The sequence below is a fragment of the Flagellimonas lutimaris genome (genome assembly GCF_051494225.1).
In the GTDB taxonomy this organism is placed as follows: Bacteria; Bacteroidota; Bacteroidia; order Flavobacteriales; family Flavobacteriaceae; genus Flagellimonas; species Flagellimonas lutimaris_A.
In genome coordinates, this window is record NZ_JBNPYE010000002.1 from 420,247 (window position 1) to 438,760 (window position 18,514).

General features: G+C 41.3%; 16 protein-coding genes. 9 read left to right on the top strand and 7 right to left on the bottom strand.

Annotated elements, in window-relative coordinates:
* Positions 1-22 precede the first annotated feature (22 nt).
* Positions 23-460 (top strand): hypothetical protein, encoded by a 438-nt coding sequence (locus tag ACQQ5U_RS07090; RefSeq protein ID WP_437396296.1) that lies wholly within the window; start codon positions 23-25, stop codon positions 458-460.
* 59 nt (positions 461-519) lie between these two features.
* Here ACQQ5U_RS07090 and ACQQ5U_RS07095 read toward each other — a convergent pair whose 3' ends face one another.
* Both ACQQ5U_RS07095 and ACQQ5U_RS07100 read right to left on the bottom strand, forming a co-directional pair.
* Entirely contained in the window at positions 520-921 is a 402-nt protein-coding gene (locus ACQQ5U_RS07095) for a JAB domain-containing protein (protein ID WP_437396298.1), read from the bottom strand.
* A gap of 97 nt (positions 922-1,018) precedes the next feature.
* Positions 1,019-2,056 carry an endonuclease/exonuclease/phosphatase family protein gene (locus tag ACQQ5U_RS07100; RefSeq protein WP_437396300.1) on the bottom strand — a complete coding sequence of 346 codons (1,038 nt, stop codon included), beginning with the start codon at positions 2,054-2,056 and terminating at the stop codon, positions 1,019-1,021.
* Between the two features lie 101 nt (positions 2,057-2,157).
* Between ACQQ5U_RS07100 and ACQQ5U_RS07105 the strand changes: the two genes are divergently transcribed.
* The 3 genes from ACQQ5U_RS07105 (at position 2,158) to ACQQ5U_RS07115 (ending at position 6,911) form a co-directional block, all read left to right on the top strand.
* On the top strand, positions 2,158-4,890 hold the full coding sequence (locus tag ACQQ5U_RS07105; RefSeq protein WP_437396302.1) for a carboxypeptidase-like regulatory domain-containing protein: 2,733 nt from the start codon (positions 2,158-2,160) through the stop codon (positions 4,888-4,890).
* A 10-nt stretch (positions 4,891-4,900) separates the two neighbouring features.
* Entirely contained in the window at positions 4,901-6,265 is a 1,365-nt protein-coding gene (locus ACQQ5U_RS07110; RefSeq protein WP_437396304.1) for a DUF5689 domain-containing protein, read from the top strand.
* Positions 6,266-6,419: 154 nt separating this feature from the next.
* Positions 6,420-6,911: a hypothetical protein gene (locus tag ACQQ5U_RS07115; protein ID WP_437396306.1), complete on the top strand. Its 492-nt coding sequence runs from the start codon at positions 6,420-6,422 to the stop codon at positions 6,909-6,911.
* Positions 6,912-6,947: 36 nt separating this feature from the next.
* Here ACQQ5U_RS07115 and ACQQ5U_RS07120 read toward each other — a convergent pair whose 3' ends face one another.
* A complete protein-coding gene (locus ACQQ5U_RS07120) occupies positions 6,948-7,478 on the bottom strand; it encodes a hypothetical protein (protein WP_437396307.1) in 531 nt (176 codons plus the stop codon).
* Between the two features lie 237 nt (positions 7,479-7,715).
* Between ACQQ5U_RS07120 and katG the strand changes: the two genes are divergently transcribed.
* The 3 genes from katG to ACQQ5U_RS07135 all read left to right on the top strand — a co-directional run bounded on the left by katG (position 7,716) and on the right by ACQQ5U_RS07135 (position 11,292).
* Positions 7,716-9,938 (top strand): catalase/peroxidase HPI, encoded by a 2,223-nt coding sequence (katG, locus tag ACQQ5U_RS07125; RefSeq protein ID WP_437396309.1) that lies wholly within the window; start codon positions 7,716-7,718, stop codon positions 9,936-9,938.
* 100 nt (positions 9,939-10,038) lie between these two features.
* A complete protein-coding gene (locus tag ACQQ5U_RS07130) occupies positions 10,039-10,515 on the top strand; it encodes an ankyrin repeat domain-containing protein (protein ID WP_437396310.1) in 477 nt (158 codons plus the stop codon).
* Entirely contained in the window at positions 10,516-11,292 is a 777-nt protein-coding gene (locus tag ACQQ5U_RS07135; RefSeq protein ID WP_437396312.1) for a nitrilase family protein, read from the top strand.
* On the opposite strand, the gene ACQQ5U_RS07140 is transcribed toward ACQQ5U_RS07135, so the two are convergent.
* A complete protein-coding gene (locus ACQQ5U_RS07140; protein ID WP_437396314.1) occupies positions 11,276-12,874 on the bottom strand; it encodes an Ig-like domain-containing protein in 1,599 nt (532 codons plus the stop codon). The genes ACQQ5U_RS07135 and ACQQ5U_RS07140 overlap by 17 nt on opposite strands.
* 86 nt (positions 12,875-12,960) lie before the next feature.
* Positions 12,961-13,707 (bottom strand): ComF family protein, encoded by a 747-nt coding sequence (locus ACQQ5U_RS07145; RefSeq protein WP_437396316.1) that lies wholly within the window; start codon positions 13,705-13,707, stop codon positions 12,961-12,963.
* On the opposite strand from ACQQ5U_RS07145, the gene ACQQ5U_RS07150 reads away from it, so the two are divergent.
* Together ACQQ5U_RS07150 and ACQQ5U_RS07155 are read left to right on the top strand one after the other, a co-directional pair.
* Positions 13,706-14,602 (top strand): hypothetical protein, encoded by an 897-nt coding sequence (locus tag ACQQ5U_RS07150; protein ID WP_437396318.1) that lies wholly within the window; start codon positions 13,706-13,708, stop codon positions 14,600-14,602. The genes ACQQ5U_RS07145 and ACQQ5U_RS07150 overlap by 2 nt on opposite strands.
* A gap of 36 nt (positions 14,603-14,638) precedes the next feature.
* Complete coding sequence (locus ACQQ5U_RS07155) at positions 14,639-16,180, top strand: glycine--tRNA ligase (protein WP_437396319.1); 1,542 nt, start codon at positions 14,639-14,641, stop codon at positions 16,178-16,180.
* Positions 16,181-16,183: 3 nt separating this feature from the next.
* Here ACQQ5U_RS07155 and ACQQ5U_RS07160 read toward each other — a convergent pair whose 3' ends face one another.
* Positions 16,184-17,851, bottom strand: a complete 1,668-nt coding sequence (locus ACQQ5U_RS07160; protein WP_437396321.1) for a formate--tetrahydrofolate ligase — start codon at positions 17,849-17,851, stop codon at positions 16,184-16,186.
* 107 nt (positions 17,852-17,958) lie between these two features.
* On the bottom strand, positions 17,959-18,474 hold the full coding sequence (locus ACQQ5U_RS07165) for a DUF3124 domain-containing protein (RefSeq protein ID WP_437396323.1): 516 nt from the start codon (positions 18,472-18,474) through the stop codon (positions 17,959-17,961).
* Positions 18,475-18,514: the final 40 nt, after the last annotated feature.

The window sequence follows — 18,514 nt, forward strand, 5'->3', positions numbered from 1 at the left end:
TTAAGCACACAAACTATACCTAATGGAAATCATCAAGAACCTACACTCATATTTGGCCTACGTGGTTTTGGCCGTTTTAGTAATTGCCGTAGTCAATGCCATAGCCGGCTGGTTGGGCAAAAAGGATTTTACCATGCAAAAGGACCTACGTGTAAGTCTATTTGCACTTATACTAAGCCATATTCAGCTTTTGGTGGGTCTGCTATTGTTCTTTACATCAGCGAACGGACTTAAGGCGATTCAAACCTTGGGAATGGGCGGATTAAATGCTCCTGCACGTTTATTGGCGGTAGAGCATCCATTTATCAATATCATAGCCTTGGTTTTGATAACCATTGGGTGGTCGCGTCACAAAAAGTTCATGGAAAGCGATAAAAAATTCAAGACCATCTCCATTTTTTATGGCCTTGGATTGTTATTGATTTTAAGCCGTATTCCTTGGGGACAGTGGTTTGCATAAAAGCAATGTAATGTCTTCCCACGAAGGCGGGAATCTCAACCAAGTTATTTCAACAACCCTTAAATGGTCACGTAGTTTACCTCTGTGATTATAATGTGGTCCAGTAGTTCTATTTCCAAAATGGCAGCAGCTTTTTCCATACGTTCCGTAAATGCTATGTCCGCCTCACTTGGCTCTAATTTACCTGAAGGATGGTTATGGCAAAGGACAATCTTATGACATTGCTTGGCTGCGGCCAAACTTAAAACTTGTACTGGCGTAACAATATTTCTGTTGCTCGTGCCAATCGTCACCAGTTCAATATATTCAATGTCATTGGTGGCGTTGAGCCCAATGGTCCAAAAATATTCTTTTTGCCTGTGGAGTCTGTTTTGTCGCCACAAAACCTTTTGCATAATACGGGCAATATCATCGGTGCCAGATATATGCTTGTCCTCGTCTTTGGGAAGTCGTACAGTCATGAGTTAAAGATATTAAATGTTTTGTCACCTTGAGCGCAGTCGAAAGGTAGGGAAAACATCTCGACTGCGCTCGATGTGACATTCAGTTGGGAATCCATCACTCCACCTCCTTCAGCAAAAATAAATACGCCGGAAAGTGGTCGCTATACCCGGCCGTATAACTGCCGCCCGAGTAGGTGCGTAACGGATAGCCTTTAAACCGTCCTTTGTCGGTTCGGATAAATGCGGGTGCAAAAATGCCCGCTTTCCAGAAGGAAAGAGTTGTTCTGTCTTTGGTTACCAAATTGGAAGTCATAAACATCTGGTCGAATAGGTTCCATTTGTCCCGGTAGGCCAACGAACCCACGCCTTTTTTAAACATCGCTTCCATGGGGTTGTACAGGCTCACACTATCCAACTGACGTTTTTTACCCTTGGTTTTCAGGATTTTTTTCAAGCTGTCATCGATTGGGTCGTCATTTAAATCGCCCATAGCTATGATTTTCGCATCCAAATCCAATTCCTGAATGGAATCTATGATACGTTTGTTCAGCAAAGCCGCTCTTACCCGTAATGGCGAACTCTTTGCGGACCCGCCCCTTCGGGAGGGCCAATGGTTCACGATAAAATAGATGTTTTCACGATCCATAGTGCCGCCAACCACCAATTGATCACGGGTGTATTTCCTTTCGCTCATTTCATCAAACAATAATAGCCGATGACTTTTAAACGACGATGGGATAAACGCTGCCTTTTTATAAAGTAGTGCCACATCAATTCCGCGCGCATCCGGGGAATCAAAATGAATGATACCATAATCCTTTTCCCTTAAATTGTGGTGTTGCACTAAATCTTCAAGCACATCCAGATTTTCCACCTCGCACAACCCCACGATATCCGGCGAGGTTTTAGAGGTGTCTTCTCCAATTTTAGAGATGACCTTGGATAGGTTTTCAACCTTTTGAAGGTAACGCTCCTGTGTCCAATGATAGCGTCCCTCGGGAGTGCGGTCATCATCAAAAGTGAGTGAATCGTTTACCGTGTCGAACAAGTTTTCACAGTTGTAAAAAGCAATTGTTCTTAAGGTGTATGTCTTGGACTTTTGTCCATAAAGTGAGGTCGATATTAATACAAGTAGGCATATTAATAATCGCATTTTATTTTGATTTTGCAGCTAAAATAAGTACAATTGTCCGTTTTTTCGCAGTTTGTACAGCAATTACAACCCCTTTTTTATTAATTAACCTACAATAAGTTATGAGGCTAGCCATATCAGTGGCCGTGCTTTGTTGTTGTAAATCGCTGTGTGGACAACAAAGTACTCTAATTACAGGGCAATTGTTGGAAAAGGGTTCGGATACGCCCATTTCCAATGCAACAATTACCCTTGAAAGCACCTCCCAAGAATTTACGACCACCAGTGGAAAATTTGAAATTAACGTATCTCAAACGGGAGAGCAAATGCTCCGTATTTCCGCATTGGATTTTATTTCGAAGCGGTTTTCGGTGTATGTGGAAGGAAATCCGATTGATTTAGGAATAATTTATCTGGAAAGGGATATCGTCCACGAACAAACCGATAATTTAATTTCACTCACAGATGGGGATTTGTCGGATGATTTTGAATCCATTTCCAGCTCGATGGGATTGTTGCAATCCACTAGGGACATATTTCTGAACCGTGCCGCTTTTGATTTTGGCCAGGCCTTTTTCAAGGTCCGAGGTTACGATTCACGAAATGGACAAGTGCTGATGAATGGCGTTCCGATGAACAAATTTTTTGATGGCAGGCCGCAATGGAACAATTGGGGCGGACTCAATGATGTGGTTCGTAACCAAGAATATACCAACAGCCTAACCTTGAACCCAAACACCTTTGGTGGACTATTGGGCAACACCAATATCAATACCCGCCCTTCCCATTTTCGTCCTGGATTGCGCTTGTCCTCATCAATGTCCAACCGTACCTATCGAAACAGGCTGATGGCCACTTACAATTCAGGAGAAAAACCAAGCGGGCTGGCCTATTCCGTATCCGCTTCGCGCCGATGGGCCAAAGAAGGTTATGTGGAAGGCACCTTGTACGATGCCTACTCCTTTTTTGGAGCCGTAGAGTATCAATTCAATCCACAAAATAGCATCACTTTTACTGCGATATTGGCGCGAAACCGACGGGGACGTTCTTCTGCTTTGACCGAGGAGGTTTTTGATTTGATGGGTGGTCAATACAATCCGTATTGGGGCGAGCAAGATGGTAAAATTCGTAACTCCAGAGAGCGAGAGATTTTTGAACCCTTGTTTCTGTTCAATTATTCGCTGGAAAAAAAGAAATTCAATTTAAATGTAGGTCTTGCCTATCAAACGGGAATCAATACAAGGAGTCGACTAGGGTATTACAATGCGCCGAATCCCGACCCGACCTATTACCGCTATTTGCCCAGTTACCACATCAACAGTTCCATTGGAGCGGATTTTATCAATGCAAACTTGGCAAAAGAAGCATTTTTGGAAAATCCACAGCTCAATTGGGAGCAATTGTACACGGCAAATGCCAACAATGGCGAAAAAGCAGCCTATTTACTTTATGATGATGTAGCCCAGAACACGACCATTTCGGGCGCCACTAATTTTAATTATGTGATGAACGATTTCATCAAATTGGGATTTGGAGGGAATTACAAGACCACGACATCCGAGAACAATGCAGAAATTTTGGATTTATTGGGCGCCAGTTATTATGAAGATATGGACACTTTCTCCAACACCTTGAACGATGTTGATGGAGCAATACAGAAAACCGAAGGCGAAAAGTTCAATTACCATTACAATTTAGATGCCTCGCAGATGGAAGGATTTGCACAAATACAATTGACCTCCAACAAATGGGATGGATTTGTCTCGGCTTCGTATTCCAGTTTCAATGTGCAGCGTAATGGATTCTTCAAAAATGAGCGCTATTTGGAAAATTCCTTTGGAACAGGCGAAAAAGAATCCTTCTCCAACTTGGCATATAAAGGAGGATTTACGTATTTCTTGACTGGGAGACATTGGTTCACGGCCAATGCTGCAATGGTGGAGCGGCCACCCATTATTCAGAACATATTCATTAATCCACGGGAAAACAACGAAATAGTTCCCGAGCTTCAAAAAGAGGTAGTAAGCAGTGTGGATTTAAGCTATTTCGTCCGTTTGCCCAGCTTAACGGGTCGTATCAGTGCATTTTACACACGGTTTCAACATACCACAGACATCAATTTCTTCTTTGTGGATTCAGGACTCGGCTCCGATTTTGTGCAGGAAGTGATTACAGGTCTTGACAGGCTTCACAAAGGCATCGAGTTCGGATTTGAATACGAAGCATCATCCAGTGTAAAATTGACCGCAGCCGGAAATGTAGGCCATTATGTATATGCGAGCGACCCATCCGTTCAAATCAATTTTGATACAGCGGGCGCCGAAGAAGACCTCATCGCTACCGAAGGAAACATAGATTTGGGTATCGCCACGCTCAAGGATTTAAAACTGGCCCAAGGACCACAAACTGCAATGGCTTTTGGCGTTTCCTACAGAGCCCCAAAATATTGGTGGATAAGCGGCACGACCAATTATCTCACAAATAATTACATTAATCTTTCCACCATTACCAGAACGTCCAGTTTTCTGATGGACCCCGAAACAGGTGAACCTTTTCCAGGCGCATCTGAGGAGAATGTGGCAAAATTGTTAAAGCAACATAAACTGGATGACATCTACTTGCTCAATCTGGTCGGTGGTAAATCTTGGCTGATAGATGGCAAGTACATCAGTTTTTTTGCCAGCGTAAACAATGTTTTTGATACGGTTTTCCGCACAGGCGGCTATGAGCAGAGCAGAAATGGAAATTTCGGTCAGTTGAAACGGGATAATCAGAGTGGTTCCCCATCTTTCGCACCAAAATATTGGTACAGCTACGGAAGAACCTATTTTTTGAATTTGGCCATTAGCTTTTAATCTACTTCTTATGCAAAATTTGATTTTTAAAACCGTTTTAATTATTGCTTTAGCCACTTTTTTAAGTTGTGCAGATGGTAGGGAATTTGACATGCGGAAGAATAATTGCACGACCGACATTTCCGCCAATATTACTTTTGACGAGTTGGATGCATTGGTGCAAGATGACGTGATTCAGATTCAAGACGATTTGATGTTGGAAGGCTACGTGATTTCATCAGACCGAGCCGGGAATTTTTTCGGGGTACTTTACCTGCAAGATGCATTGAGCAATCCATCAAAAGGAATTCAACTGGAAATTGATTTGAGGGAATCCCACTTATGGTTTCCGGAGGGAAGCAAAGTTTTGGTGAAACTGAAAGACCTCTATCTTGGTAAAAGAGGTAGCAACATCAGAATCGGTAGTGTTTTCTCCTCTTTTGGGAATCTTTCGATAGGAAGATTGCCCTCGGGGAAAGTTTTTGACCATCTTTTTGTGTCTTGCGATGAACAAGGGCCTCCAGAACCATTGATTACCACCATTCCCGAAATTGAAGAGTTGCCATCAAACATATTAGTCCAACTGGATGGTATAGAGTTTGAAGAAGATATTCTAGACGAAACCTACGCCGTTGCCCAAGAAGAAACTGAACGAACGCTTTTGGATTGCGAAGAAAATGAGATTACGCTTTTAAATAGTGGTTATGCCGATTTTCAAGACGAACTATTGCCCGAATCAAATGGCACGCTCACGGCAATTTTAACCAAGGATGGAGACACTCCTCAGTTGATAATACGAACGTTGGAAGACGTAAATTTCACAGAAGAGCGATGCCCGGAGATTATTACTGAGTTTACATCCAATCAAATCTTTATTTCTGAAATGGCCGACCCCGACAATAATTCTAGTGCCCGTTTTGTAGAACTGTATAATTCGACATCCGAGCCTTTGGATTTGAACCTTTGGACCCTCCGTAGATATACCAACGATAATACTGAGGTAAGTTCCACTATTGATTTGTCAGGTTTGATTGTTGGACCAGAAAGTACTTTGGTAATTTCTCCCAATGCAGCAGAATTTGAACTGGTCTATGGATTTGCTCCCGATTTAGGCGTTTCCACCAACAGTCCTGCTGATTCCAATGGAGATGATAATTTGGAGCTGGTAGACCCTTTTGGAACCGTAATCGATGTGTTTGGAATAGTTGGAGAAGATGGTTCGGGAACCAATCATGAATTTGAGGATGGGCGTGCCGTTCGTAATTTAGATATTTTGGATGGAAATCCTGTTTACACTTTTAGTGAATGGACCATTTTTAACGATTCGGGCGAAGCTGGCACCACGGATTTACCCCAAAATGCCCCTGAGGATTTTACACCTGGTCAGCGGGAGTGAGAATAAGAAGGGGTACCAATGCATTGTGTTTTTCTTCCAAACAAAGTAAACTAAAAAACAAACAGTAAATTTTACCAAACATCAGACAATCAGAAGGTTGTAGTTAATTGTTAAAAAAATACGTAAATTGAACTACAACCTTAAAACTAAAATTATGAGAACACTTGTACTAACGTTGTTATTTGTCTTTGCCCTTGGTTTACATTGTGAAGCGCAGCGGATTTCAAAAAATGCACTTGGAGTGCGTATTGGCGATGATGATGGATTTGACTCTCTTGGAGCTGAGATCAGTTATCAATTGGGCCTTACTGATGCAAAAAGATTGGAGTTTGATTTGGGGATAAGAAGGGAAAAAGATGTTTATGATGCTTTTAAAGCAGTCGGCTTGTACCAATGGGTAATGCCATTGGACAATTCTATTCATTGGTATGTTGGCGCAGGTGGGGGAATAGGAAATGTTGATTATAAAAACTTTGGGTCCAATACATTTGTATTGGCGGCAGGAAATATAGGCATTGAATATAATTTTAAAATTCCGCTATTATTGTCGTTGGATGCTCGTCCCGAATTTGGTTTTGGAGAACAGGATGACTATGGGGATGGTTTTGATTTTGATTTGGGACTTGGAATACGATTCCAATTTTAATTATAATAAAACACCCCTTTTTAAGGGGTGTCTGATTTAAAAAGCTTTATACTTAAATTTTTGCCCACCTACCGAAGCATCGGCCATAAGGCCCGCTTTGGGCAGGGCGAAAACAGCTACGCCATCTTTGTATTTGGCCTCAAATGCAATTCCAGATTTCAAGGCAACCGCAGAGGTTTCTGCCGCAAATTGGAATTTCTCGGTTTTAAAACGTTGCAGGTCCACATTGGTCTCAAAGAAAATCACCTCAATAATAGCTTGCCCACCAGCTTGTAGTCCAATATTTAATTTTTTAAGGTCGGCCATACCAATGGCATTGCCCTTTTCGTAAACTACACCATTACCCGATGCACCACCGATAATAAAACCACCTTTCCCAACATTAGGAAAGATGACATACCCGGCCGATTCATTAAAAAAGCGTTCCAAACCTGAGCTTGTCTCCAATAAGGTGGTTTTGGCCTTTTCCGCATCGGCCATAATCTTTCTATCTTTTTTATTCTGTGCAATAGTACTTGTGCCAACCAAAAGCACTGCAATTACTAGAATAGATTTAATGAGTTTCATAGTGTCTCTTTTTTAAGAATTATTCAAAATTAAAGAAAGAACCCCTTCTTTTATGGAAAGTCTTTGCCAATTAATGTTAAGAAAAGCCAAGTGATTGAAGTTTCCAATTTATTCTATTTGGTTCTATAGATAACAACTATGTTTTAATAGTATTTTAATATCAAACCTCTATACAAACAACTAACATTTTCGTATTTTTAAGTTGACTAAAAATCTAATTTTAAACAACATACTATCATGAGTAAAGAAATAGCAAATGGCGCAGATGAAGGCATGTGCCCATTTTTAAATGGCGAACTTAACCAAGCTGCAGGTGGGGGTACTTCCAACCGCGATTGGTGGCCCAATATGTTGAATCTAAATATACTTAGACAACATTCATCTCTTGCCAATCCAATGGATGAAGATTTTGATTATGCTAAAGAATTTAAATCTTTGGATTTGGAGGCTGTAAAGAAAGATTTGGCGGATTTAATGACCGATAGCCAAGATTGGTGGCCAGCAGATTATGGACATTACGGACCGTTTTTTATTCGTATGGCATGGCACAGTGCAGGAACTTACCGAATCTCGGATGGTAGAGGTGGAGGAGGTACCGGCAACCAACGTTTTGCTCCACTGAACAGTTGGCCCGATAATGCCAATCTGGATAAGGCAAGATTGTTGCTTTGGCCTATCAAACAGAAATATGGTAAAAAGATTTCTTGGGCCGATCTTATGATTTTGGCAGGTAATGTTGCCCATGAAACCATGGGATTGAAAATGTTCGGTTTTGCTGGTGGCCGTGAGGATATATGGCAACCCGAAGAAGATATTTATTGGGGCTCGGAAAATGAATGGTTGGACAATAAAGATCGATACAATGAGGACGGAGAGCTCGAAAAGCAAATGGGCGCTGCGCACATGGGATTGATATACGTTAACCCTGAAGGACATAATGCCAATCCAGACCCTGTTGAAGCGGCCCACTATATAAGGGAGACCTTCGGTCGTATGGCAATGAATGATTATGAAACAGTAGCCCTTATTGCAGGAGGACATACCTTTGGTAAAACCCACGGTGCCGCTTCCGATGCAGAATATTTGGAACCAGAACCGGCAGGAGCTCCTATAGAGATGCAAGGATTGGGTTGGAAGAATAATTTTGGAACAGGAAAAGGCTCTGATACCATTACTAGTGGTTTGGAAGGAGCTTGGACCGATACTCCAACAAAATGGAGCCACACCTTTTTGAACAACTTGTTCAACTACGAATGGGAATTGACGAAGAGTCCGGCTGGAGCACACCAATGGAAACCTAAAGGAAACGCTGGCGCGGGAACAGTGCCAGATGCTCATGACCCCAACAAAAAGCACGCGCCTTTTATGCTGACTACGGATCTTTCACTTCGTTTTGACCCAGAATATGAGAAAATCTCCAGACACTTCTTGGAAAACCCCGAGGAGTTTGCAGATGCCTATGCCCGTGCTTGGTATAAGCTGACGCACCGTGATATGGGACCTGTTTCTCGATATTTAGGACCAGAAGTACCTCAAGAAGAATTGATTTGGCAAGACCCAGTTCCTGCAGTAGACCATGATTTGGTTGATGATGAGGATATAGCAGATTTAAAGTCCAATATTCTAGCTTCTGGTTTGAGTATTTCAGAATTGGTAAGCACTGCTTGGGTTTCAGCTTCCACATATCGGAATTCTGATAAGCGTGGAGGTGCCAATGGAGCGCGCGTACGCTTGGCTCCTCAAAATCAATGGGAAGTAAACAATCCTGCACAGCTGAAAAAAGTATTGGATACATTGGAAGGCATTAAGGATGAGTTCAACCAAGCACAATCTGGTGGTAAAAAGATATCCTTGGCCGATTTAATTGTACTAGGGGGATCTGCTGCCGTTGAAAAAGCAGCAAAAAATGCTGGTAAAAATATTACTGTTCCATTTACTCCAGGTAGAACAGACGCTTCGGCTGAAAAAACTGATATAGAGGCTTTTGAGGCTTTAGAGCCACTAGCCGATGGCTTTAGAAACTTCACAAAAATGAAGTTCAGTGTTCCTACTGAAGAATTGTTGGTGGACAAAGCTCAACTTATGACCTTGACTGCCCCCGAAATGACCGTCCTTGTTGGAGGTATGAGAATGATGGGTGCTAACCAAGATGGATCCAAACATGGTGTCTTTACAGATAAATCTGAAGCATTGACCAACGACTTTTTTGTAAATCTTTTGGATTTGGGAACAGAATGGAAAGATGTTTCTGGTGATGAGCAAGTGTTCGAAGGCAGAGACCGAAAAACAGGAGAAGTAAAATGGACCGGAACTCGCGTAGATCTAATTTTTGGGTCTAATTCTGAGCTTAGAGCTATCGCTGAGGTTTATGGTTGCGCAGATTCCCAAGACAAGTTTATAAAAGACTTTGTTGCTGCGTGGACCAAAGTAATGAACCTAGATCGCTTTGATTTGGATTAATTAATCCATTCAGAGTAAAAAAATAGAAAAAGAAAATTAATTTCAAATGCTGCCATAACCCATAAGGTTGTGGCAGTTTTTTTATAACTTTCACATAGCTATGAACCAAAAAGAAGAACTCTTCGATCAAATACGTAATGGGAACTCACAATCCGTTGAGAACCTATTGGAAAACAATCCAAAATTTCTGGAGACCAAAGACGAAAGGGGTTCCACCCCATTATTGTTGGCGGCTTATTATGGGCATGAGGACATTGTAGAACTTTTATTGAACAAAGGAGCCCAAGTGGACGCTCTGGACGGTTCAGGAAATACTGCTCTAATGGGTGTTTGCTTCAAAGGGTTTACCAGCATTGCACAAAAATTGATTGGTGCTGGGGCCAATGTCGGTCAAAAAAATGCCATGGGTGCAACTTGCCTCATCTACGCTGTAACCTTCAATCGAAAAGATATCGCTGAACTCCTCCTAAAAAATGGTGCTGATGCCTCTGTAAAAGATACCAGAGGAAAAACAGCGATGGACTTGGTTTTAGAGCAAGGAAATAAGGAAATGGAAGAAATTTTAAAAAAATACTAGATGCCCACAACTTTGAACATTGCCTTGATTCAGTCGGATTTATACTGGGAAGACCCGGTTAGCAATCGGAATATGTTTGAAGAAAAGATAGGTAGCATTCCCGATAATATAGATTTGATCATATTGCCTGAAATGTTCACAACGGGTTTCACCATGGAACCAAATAACATTGTCATATCCGAAGGAGAAGGCACGGTAAAATGGATGAAGCGAGTGGCACAAGATCACAAGGTAGCACTTATTGGAAGCATCATTTTCCAGGAAGATGGGAAATTCTTCAACCGTTTATATTTTATTTCATCAGAAGGAGAGATAGAAACGTATGATAAAAAACACACTTTTACCTTGGCAGGTGAAGATGAAGTTTACGAAGCAGGCAGTAAAAAACTCATTTTTGAATACAAAGGATTCAAAATTTGTCCCATGATCTGCTATGATCTCAGGTTTCCGGTTTGGGCCAGAAATACGGAAGATTATGATGTACTGATCTATGTGGCCAATTGGCCCAAAAAAAGAATCAATGCTTGGGATACGCTCTTAAAAGCAAGGGCAATAGAAAACATGGCCTATTGTATTGGAGTGAACAGGATAGGGAATGACGAATTGGGATTTGAATACCCCGGTCATTCCGGTGTATATGATGTGCTTGGGGAACCAATGGCATTTTCCAAGGAAGAAGAAATACTATATGCAACGTTGGACAAAGAACATATTGAGTCGACCCGAAAAAAACTAAAGTTTTTAGAAGATAGGGACCGTTTTAGTTTGATAGAATAAAGGTTTCTTCCTTTTCCCAGTTGGCCCTAATTTCAATAACACCTGGATAATAGCTTACTCTTTCAGGCTGGATTTTTTCGAGATAGTTTCCTGTGTCCAATTTGCCGTTTCCATTTTCATCCAAGATAACACGTGCTATATAGTTGCCCGGATCTAAATTATTGAATTCGAAAATTTTGGATTCAGAAGCAATGATCTCTCGTTGTACTTCTCCTTTTTCATTGGTCAATTGTACAATTACAGGAAAGGTTATATCACCACCAAGAACCATTCTTAAAGTACCATAATCTGCAAGGCTGCCTGTGGATAAATTGTAGGCCAATGTATCATTTTTAACGCCAAAGAAATCGGTAATGGCCCCTGGCAATAACGAAAAGGAATATTTTTGATTGGGCTCTTTTTCAAAATCAAAATCAATTTTGTTTTTTAAAGTGTCCAATGCATAGGTGTATCTTACAGGAATGGAATCGCTCACATTCAACGAAATATTGCTAGTATCCAATTTTGTAACGGGCGTATTGGCCAAAATACAGAAAGTGTCCTCAAAATTAATTTTTCCGCTAACCGAGGTAGATAGTTTTAGTGAATCCATAGGGAGGTCACGGAGTTTAACCGTAAAAGTATCAATTGCTTGTACTTTACTATTCCTGACCGTAAATATGATGGAATCCATATCGGTAGGGGTAAACCAATAATTAAGGGTGTCCTTGTCCCTTTCTTTTAAGATTTTGGTCCTAACGGAGTCGGGTAGCGAAGTCAAGGTTTCAATATTAAAATCCCTATAATCCCCCTGATACCCAAATATAATCTTGTTTTTGGCCACGAAACTTGGAACGGAAAGTTTGTAATTCAACTGTTCCCTGAACAGATTCAATAAATATATTGAATCGGTTGGAATTGAAACAGTATCCTCGATAAAGCCAATTTTATCCTGTCCTTGGTCGAACATGTTGTTCTTGTTTACATCTTTTAGGCCAAACAATGCATATTTTCCCGCTTTCAGGTTTCTTAACTCAAAAAGGGGCAAACTATCCCCTGTATTGGTAATATATAATGGCGGTTGTTTATAAATGATAGAATCGTTGTATGTACTATCCATTTCATAGAGCATAACGCTAATAAAGTCATCTACTTTTCTGTTGATAGCATCTTTTACCGCACCAGAGAGTGTAAGTGAGTCAAGATAATCCCCAGTGGAGAACACATAACTCAAGAAACTATTCGGGTTACCTTCGTTATTGTCAACAATACTTTGTCCAAAATTAATGGTGTATGTGGTATTTTCTCGGAGAGTATCCTTGATTACTACCTCAATATATTTGCTGGGCGTACCCATAGGGATTATTTCGGCCGGGTGCTTAAATGGGGGTGACACCACTAATTGGTTCTGTACATCTTCCAACTTGATGAGTTCATCAAAATAGAGGCGTATTTTTTTTGCCTTAAAATTGGTGGAAAAATTTTCGGGTTCGGTCCTTAACAGTCTTGGAGGTGTAACGTCTTTTGGGCCACCGCTGGGAGTACCTCGTTTGGCACATTGCCATAAGGCCAGGGCCATGAAAGCGAAAAAAAGAAGTCCCAACGATTTTTTTAAGTGCACCATGCCTAAAAATAATGTGGAACAAAGAAACAACTAATTTGAAAACTGGGATACCGCATTAATAAATTTTAACCCTCTGGTACCATGGCCATACTCAATACCGAAACCTCCATGTTTTTTTGTTGGAGAAGTGTTTGTGCACAGGATTCAATGGTTGCTCCCGTAGTAATAACATCGTCCACCAAAAGCACATGTTTAAATGTCCGGCTTTTTGAAGTATCTAGTTTAAAGGCATCTTTTGAACTTTTCCACCGCCATTGTCGACCTTTTTTGGTCTGGGTTTTTATGTTCTTTACTTTAATCAGCCAATCATCACAATATTCTGCTCCTATATTTTCTGCAATCTTAAGAGCAAATTGAGCAACTTGGTTATAACCTCGCTTTTTTTGTTTTTTAGGGTGTAAAGGAACTGGAACAACGGCATCAATGTAGTTGAGATGTCCATCCTCTTTTAAACGGGCACCACACCAATCTCCAAAAAAGCTTCCAATTTGCTCCTGATTTTTGTATTTGAGCCAATGCAATAAATTTTTTACAAGTCCATTTTTTGAAAAAAACACAAAAGAAGCAGCTTTTTCAATAGGAATTCTACCATAAAATATACGGTCCACTTCATTTTCTTCCAGATAGTTATGATCGGTGAGTGGCACATCGTGTCGACAAACGGCACACAAAATGTATTCTCCACCATATAATTGGGCATTACATCCAAAACATACCCTTGGCAATAGGATGTTGTTAATCTCGTTTATTATCTTAGCCAACCTTTTTGGTGTCAAATCTTTTACATTTTTAGAGTAGTCTGTCAATCTCATGAACCCCCAAGATAACAATTTCAACTACAAGATTATCTTTGCCGCAATGGCAGCGGTTATTGTGGGGATTCTTATTGCCTTTTATTACAGCTACGCACAATCCAAAAACCAAATGATTTATTTGGAAGAGGAAAAGGGGCTTTTAGTAAAAGATTTAACATTGATGAGAGCTGAGGTTGATCGTTTATCAGGTCTTAATGAGGTAAACGAAATTGAGTTACAAACCTCTCGATTCAGGGTACAACAACTGCTCGATTCTGTGGGTAGGTTAAACTTCAGTATTACCAAATTAAAAGAAACCAGAAAGGAACTTCGCAAATTGGAACTGCGTTTTGACAGCCTAAAGCTCAAGAACAACTTTCTTCGATACAACAATAGCTTATTGGCAAGTAAGTACGATGAAACCTTAAAACAGTTGGAAGAACTGCGGGGCAGGGCCAACAACATGCAACAGACAGAATCTTTGCTGCGCGAGACCAATAAGGAACTTACTAGGGAACTCCGAATAAAAAGCTATTTAAAATTGCAGGATGCCGAAGGTAGCGGATTTAGGTTAAGGGCAGGCAGACCCATCAAGACCAATAAGGCTTCAGTAGTGGAGAAGCTGAGGGGGTGTGTCACCGTTCTAAGTGACCCCAATTCGGATGGGGACATTAAAGTGCTGTATCTTCAGTTTTTGGGTCCAAACATGGGGGTTATCGAGGATAATGCCAGTACTATTTCAGTAAGTGGGAACACTTACAGTAAAAAAGTGGAGATTATATATACTGGAAAGGAAATCAGTATTTGTGATGCCATCACTGTTCCAGAAGGCTCTCTGCCCGAGGGAATTTATACCCTAAATGTCTTTGAAGACGAAAGATTGTTGGCTTCTACTGAATTTCAACTGAAATAGCATACTTCTTTTTGGGTAAAATTCTATTTTTGCCCAATGGCAAATCAGGAAGACATTTTTAAGAAGGTTATCTCCCACGCAAAGGAATACGGATATGTATTTCAATCCAGTGAGATTTATGATGGACTCAGTGCAGTTTACGACTACGGTCAAAACGGAGCTGAGCTAAAGAAGAACATTCGCGAATATTGGTGGAAGGCCATGGTGCAGCTCAACGAGAACATTGTTGGTATCGATGCCGCCATATTTATGCATCCAACTACTTGGAAGGCCTCGGGCCACGTGGATGCCTTTAACGACCCTTTGATTGATAACAAGGATTCCAAAAAAAGATACCGTGCCGATGTTTTAATCGAGGATTATGTAGCCAAGATTGAAGCCAAGATTGAAAAAGAGGTAAAAAAGGCTGCCAAACGATTTGGCGATAGCTTTGACAAAGAACAATTCCTTGCGACCAATAATAGGGTAATCAGCTATCAGGAAAAAGCTGATAGTATCCTAAAACGTATGGGAAAATCTCTCGAAAATGAAGATTTGGCCGATGTAAAGGCTTTGATCGAGGAATTGGAGATTGCATGTCCACTTTCAGGATCTAAAAACTGGACAGATGTCAAGCAGTTCAACCTAATGTTTGGAACAAAGTTGGGAGCATCTGCCGATAGTGCCATGGACCTGTACCTTCGTCCAGAAACAGCACAAGGTATATTTGTCAACTTTTTGAACGTTCAGAAAACTGGAAGGATGAAGATTCCGTTTGGGATTGCCCAGACAGGTAAAGCCTTCCGTAACGAGATCGTAGCCCGTCAGTTTATCTTCCGTATGCGGGAATTTGAACAGATGGAAATGCAATTCTTTATAAAACCAGGCACCCAAATGGAGTGGTATGAAGCTTGGAAGGAAAAACGTATGAAATGGCATCTTTCCCTTGGAATGGGTGAGGACAATTACCGTTTCCACGACCATGAAAAATTGGCCCACTATGCCGATGCCGCTGCGGATATCGAATTTAAGTTCCCTTTCGGATTCAAGGAGTTGGAGGGAATACATTCCCGTACCGATTTCGATTTGAGCAAGCATGAGGAATTCTCAGGTAAAAAACTCCAATATTTTGACCATGAGGAAAACAAGAGTTATACCCCTTATGTGTTGGAAACTTCCATAGGATTAGATCGTATGTTCTTGGCGGTTTTCTCCAATTCATTGCAAGAAGAGGAACTTGAAAATGGTTCAACGCGTACTGTACTTAAGATTCCAGCAGTTCTTGCGCCTAACAAGGTAGCTGTACTTCCATTGTTGAAAAGGGACGGTCTCCCCGAAGTTGCCCAAAAATTGGTGGATGACCTAAAATGGGATTTTAATGTGGATTATGATGAAAAGGATGCGGTAGGTCGTCGTTACCGTCGCCAAGATGCGGTAGGAACACCATTCTGTGTCACGGTTGACCATCAAACATTGGAAGACGAAACGGTTACCATTAGGCATAGAGATACCATGGAGCAAAGTCGTGTGAAACTTTCAGAGGTGAAGGATATCATCTCCAAAGAAGTGGATATGCGCTATTGGTTACAGAAAATCTAAGGTTTAGAACAAGCCCGTAATTTCACCATCATCATTGATGTCGATTCCTTCGGAAGCTGGATGCGCTGGCAATCCGGGCATGCGCATAATGTTACCCGTTATCGGAATCAAGAAACCAGCGCCAACGGCAATTTCAATCTCTCGCACCGTAATGATAAAATCCTTGGGTCTGCCCAACAGTTTTGGATTGTCTGACAAGGATTTTTGGGTTTTTGCAATACAAACGGGCAATTGATCTAGACCAAGGTCAGTAATTTTTCTTAAATCAGCTTTGGCTTTGGAGGTATAATCCACGTATTCTGCACCATAAATTTCGGTAGCAATGGTTGCTATTTTGTCTTTTACAGTTGATTTCCAATCATAAAGTGGTTTGAATTCCGAAGCATTGGATTCTACGATTTCAATAACTGATTTGGCCAAATCTTCTGCACCTTCACCGCCCTTCTCCCAAACATTGGCAACGGCTACTCGAACACCTTTTGATACCGCTAATGCTTTGATTGCCGCAATTTCTTCATCGGTGTCCGAAACAAACCGATTGATGGAAATTACGGGAACCACGTGGAACTTGGCAATGTTTTCCAAATGTTTTTCCAAATTGGGGAGCCCTTTTTTCAAAGCTTCCACATTGGGTTCTGTCAAGGATTTTAAATCCGCACCCCCGTGATATTTCAACGCTCGTATAGTGGTGGTAAGTACTACGGCCTTGGGTTTCAATCCTGCACTTTGACATTTGATATCAAAGAATTTTTCAGCTCCCAAATCAAAGCCGAAACCGGCTTCTGTTACGGTGTAATCAGAATATGACATCCCCATCAAGGTAGCGATCACTGAATTGGTTCCTTGGGCAATATTGGCAAAAGGACCTCCGTGAATAATGGCCGGGTTCCCTTCAATGGTTTGTACCAAATTGGGTTTAATGGCATCTTTTAATAAGGCTGCCATGGCACCTTCAGCCTTTAAGTCTTTGGCATAGATAGGTCTTTTGTCGTAGGTATACCCCACAAATATGTTTCCCAATCGCTTTTTTAGGTCACTCAGGCTTTCGGCCAAGCAGAGTATGGCCATGATTTCCGAAGCGGCCGTAATATCAAAACCGGTTTCCCTTGGTATTCCCGAAGTAGTACCTCCAAGTCCCACGATTATATGACGGAGGGAACGGTCGTTCATGTCCATTACTCGTTTCCAACCAATGGTTCGAGGGTCCAAGAGTACGGAATTGGTCTTACTCTGAATATTGTTGTCAATAATGGCCGATAATAGGTTGTGTGCCTTTTCAATGGCTGCAAAATCACCCGTAAAATGTAGGTTGATGTCCTCCATGGGCAATACTTGGGAATAGCCACCTCCAGTTGCACCTCCTTTTATCCCGAAAACAGGTCCTAAGGAGGGCTCGCGTAAAACTACTGTGGATTTTTTGCCCAATCGATTTAACCCTTCGGAAAGTCCGATGGACATGGTCGTTTTTCCTTCTCCAGCTGGAGTGGGCGAAATGGCCGAGACCAAAATAAGGTTACTTTCTTGTGCTTTTTTTCGATTTATGGCTTTCAATGGAAGCTTTGCCTTGTATTTCCCAAACATTTCGATGTTCTCAGGGTCGATTCCAAATTTTTCTGCAATGGTGGAGATGTGTTTCAAAGAAACACCTTTGGCGATTTGTAAATCGGTCATAGTGTAGTTTTTTGTGCGTAGGGGGAACAAATATTTTTCCCGAAATTGATAGACAAGATACTATAATTCGAGGAGTAAAACTATGACATTTGTAACCCTTGGGAGATCTAATCCACTCTGTGGCCTTGGGTAGTGAAGGAAAGTCCTTGTTGTCCCGATGTTGAAATCATGACACCTTCAAAATAGGGTTCGTGGGAGTTGGGTTTTATGGACCATTGAAAAAGGAAGTTGGCACCAGTTCCACCGGACTGGTCTTTTTCATCAATCACAATCTCCACGGTTTCCATGGGTCTGATGTAAATGGGCTTATCAAAATAGGTTCTTATTGGTGTGCCCTTGGTATCAAAATATTCTGCTTTATTAATGTATATGGTATCCTTAAGGTTGGTGTTCCGCATACTGATGGTACTGGTGAGGTTATGGGTACGATGTTCCGTTTCACTATAAATCTCGGAATATACAGACAGATACGAAGTGCCATTCACCAAAGAATCTTGTTCCGAAATGGTTGCAGTGCGGTTATTCCAATTCACGGGGTCCACAGAACTTACTTCTTTGGGTTGCTTTTCGGAACAGGCTGCCAGGACCATCAATGATAAAAATAGAAAGAGGTGCTTTGTCATGGTATCGTGGAATTGGTTTCTAAGATACGGATTACGCCTC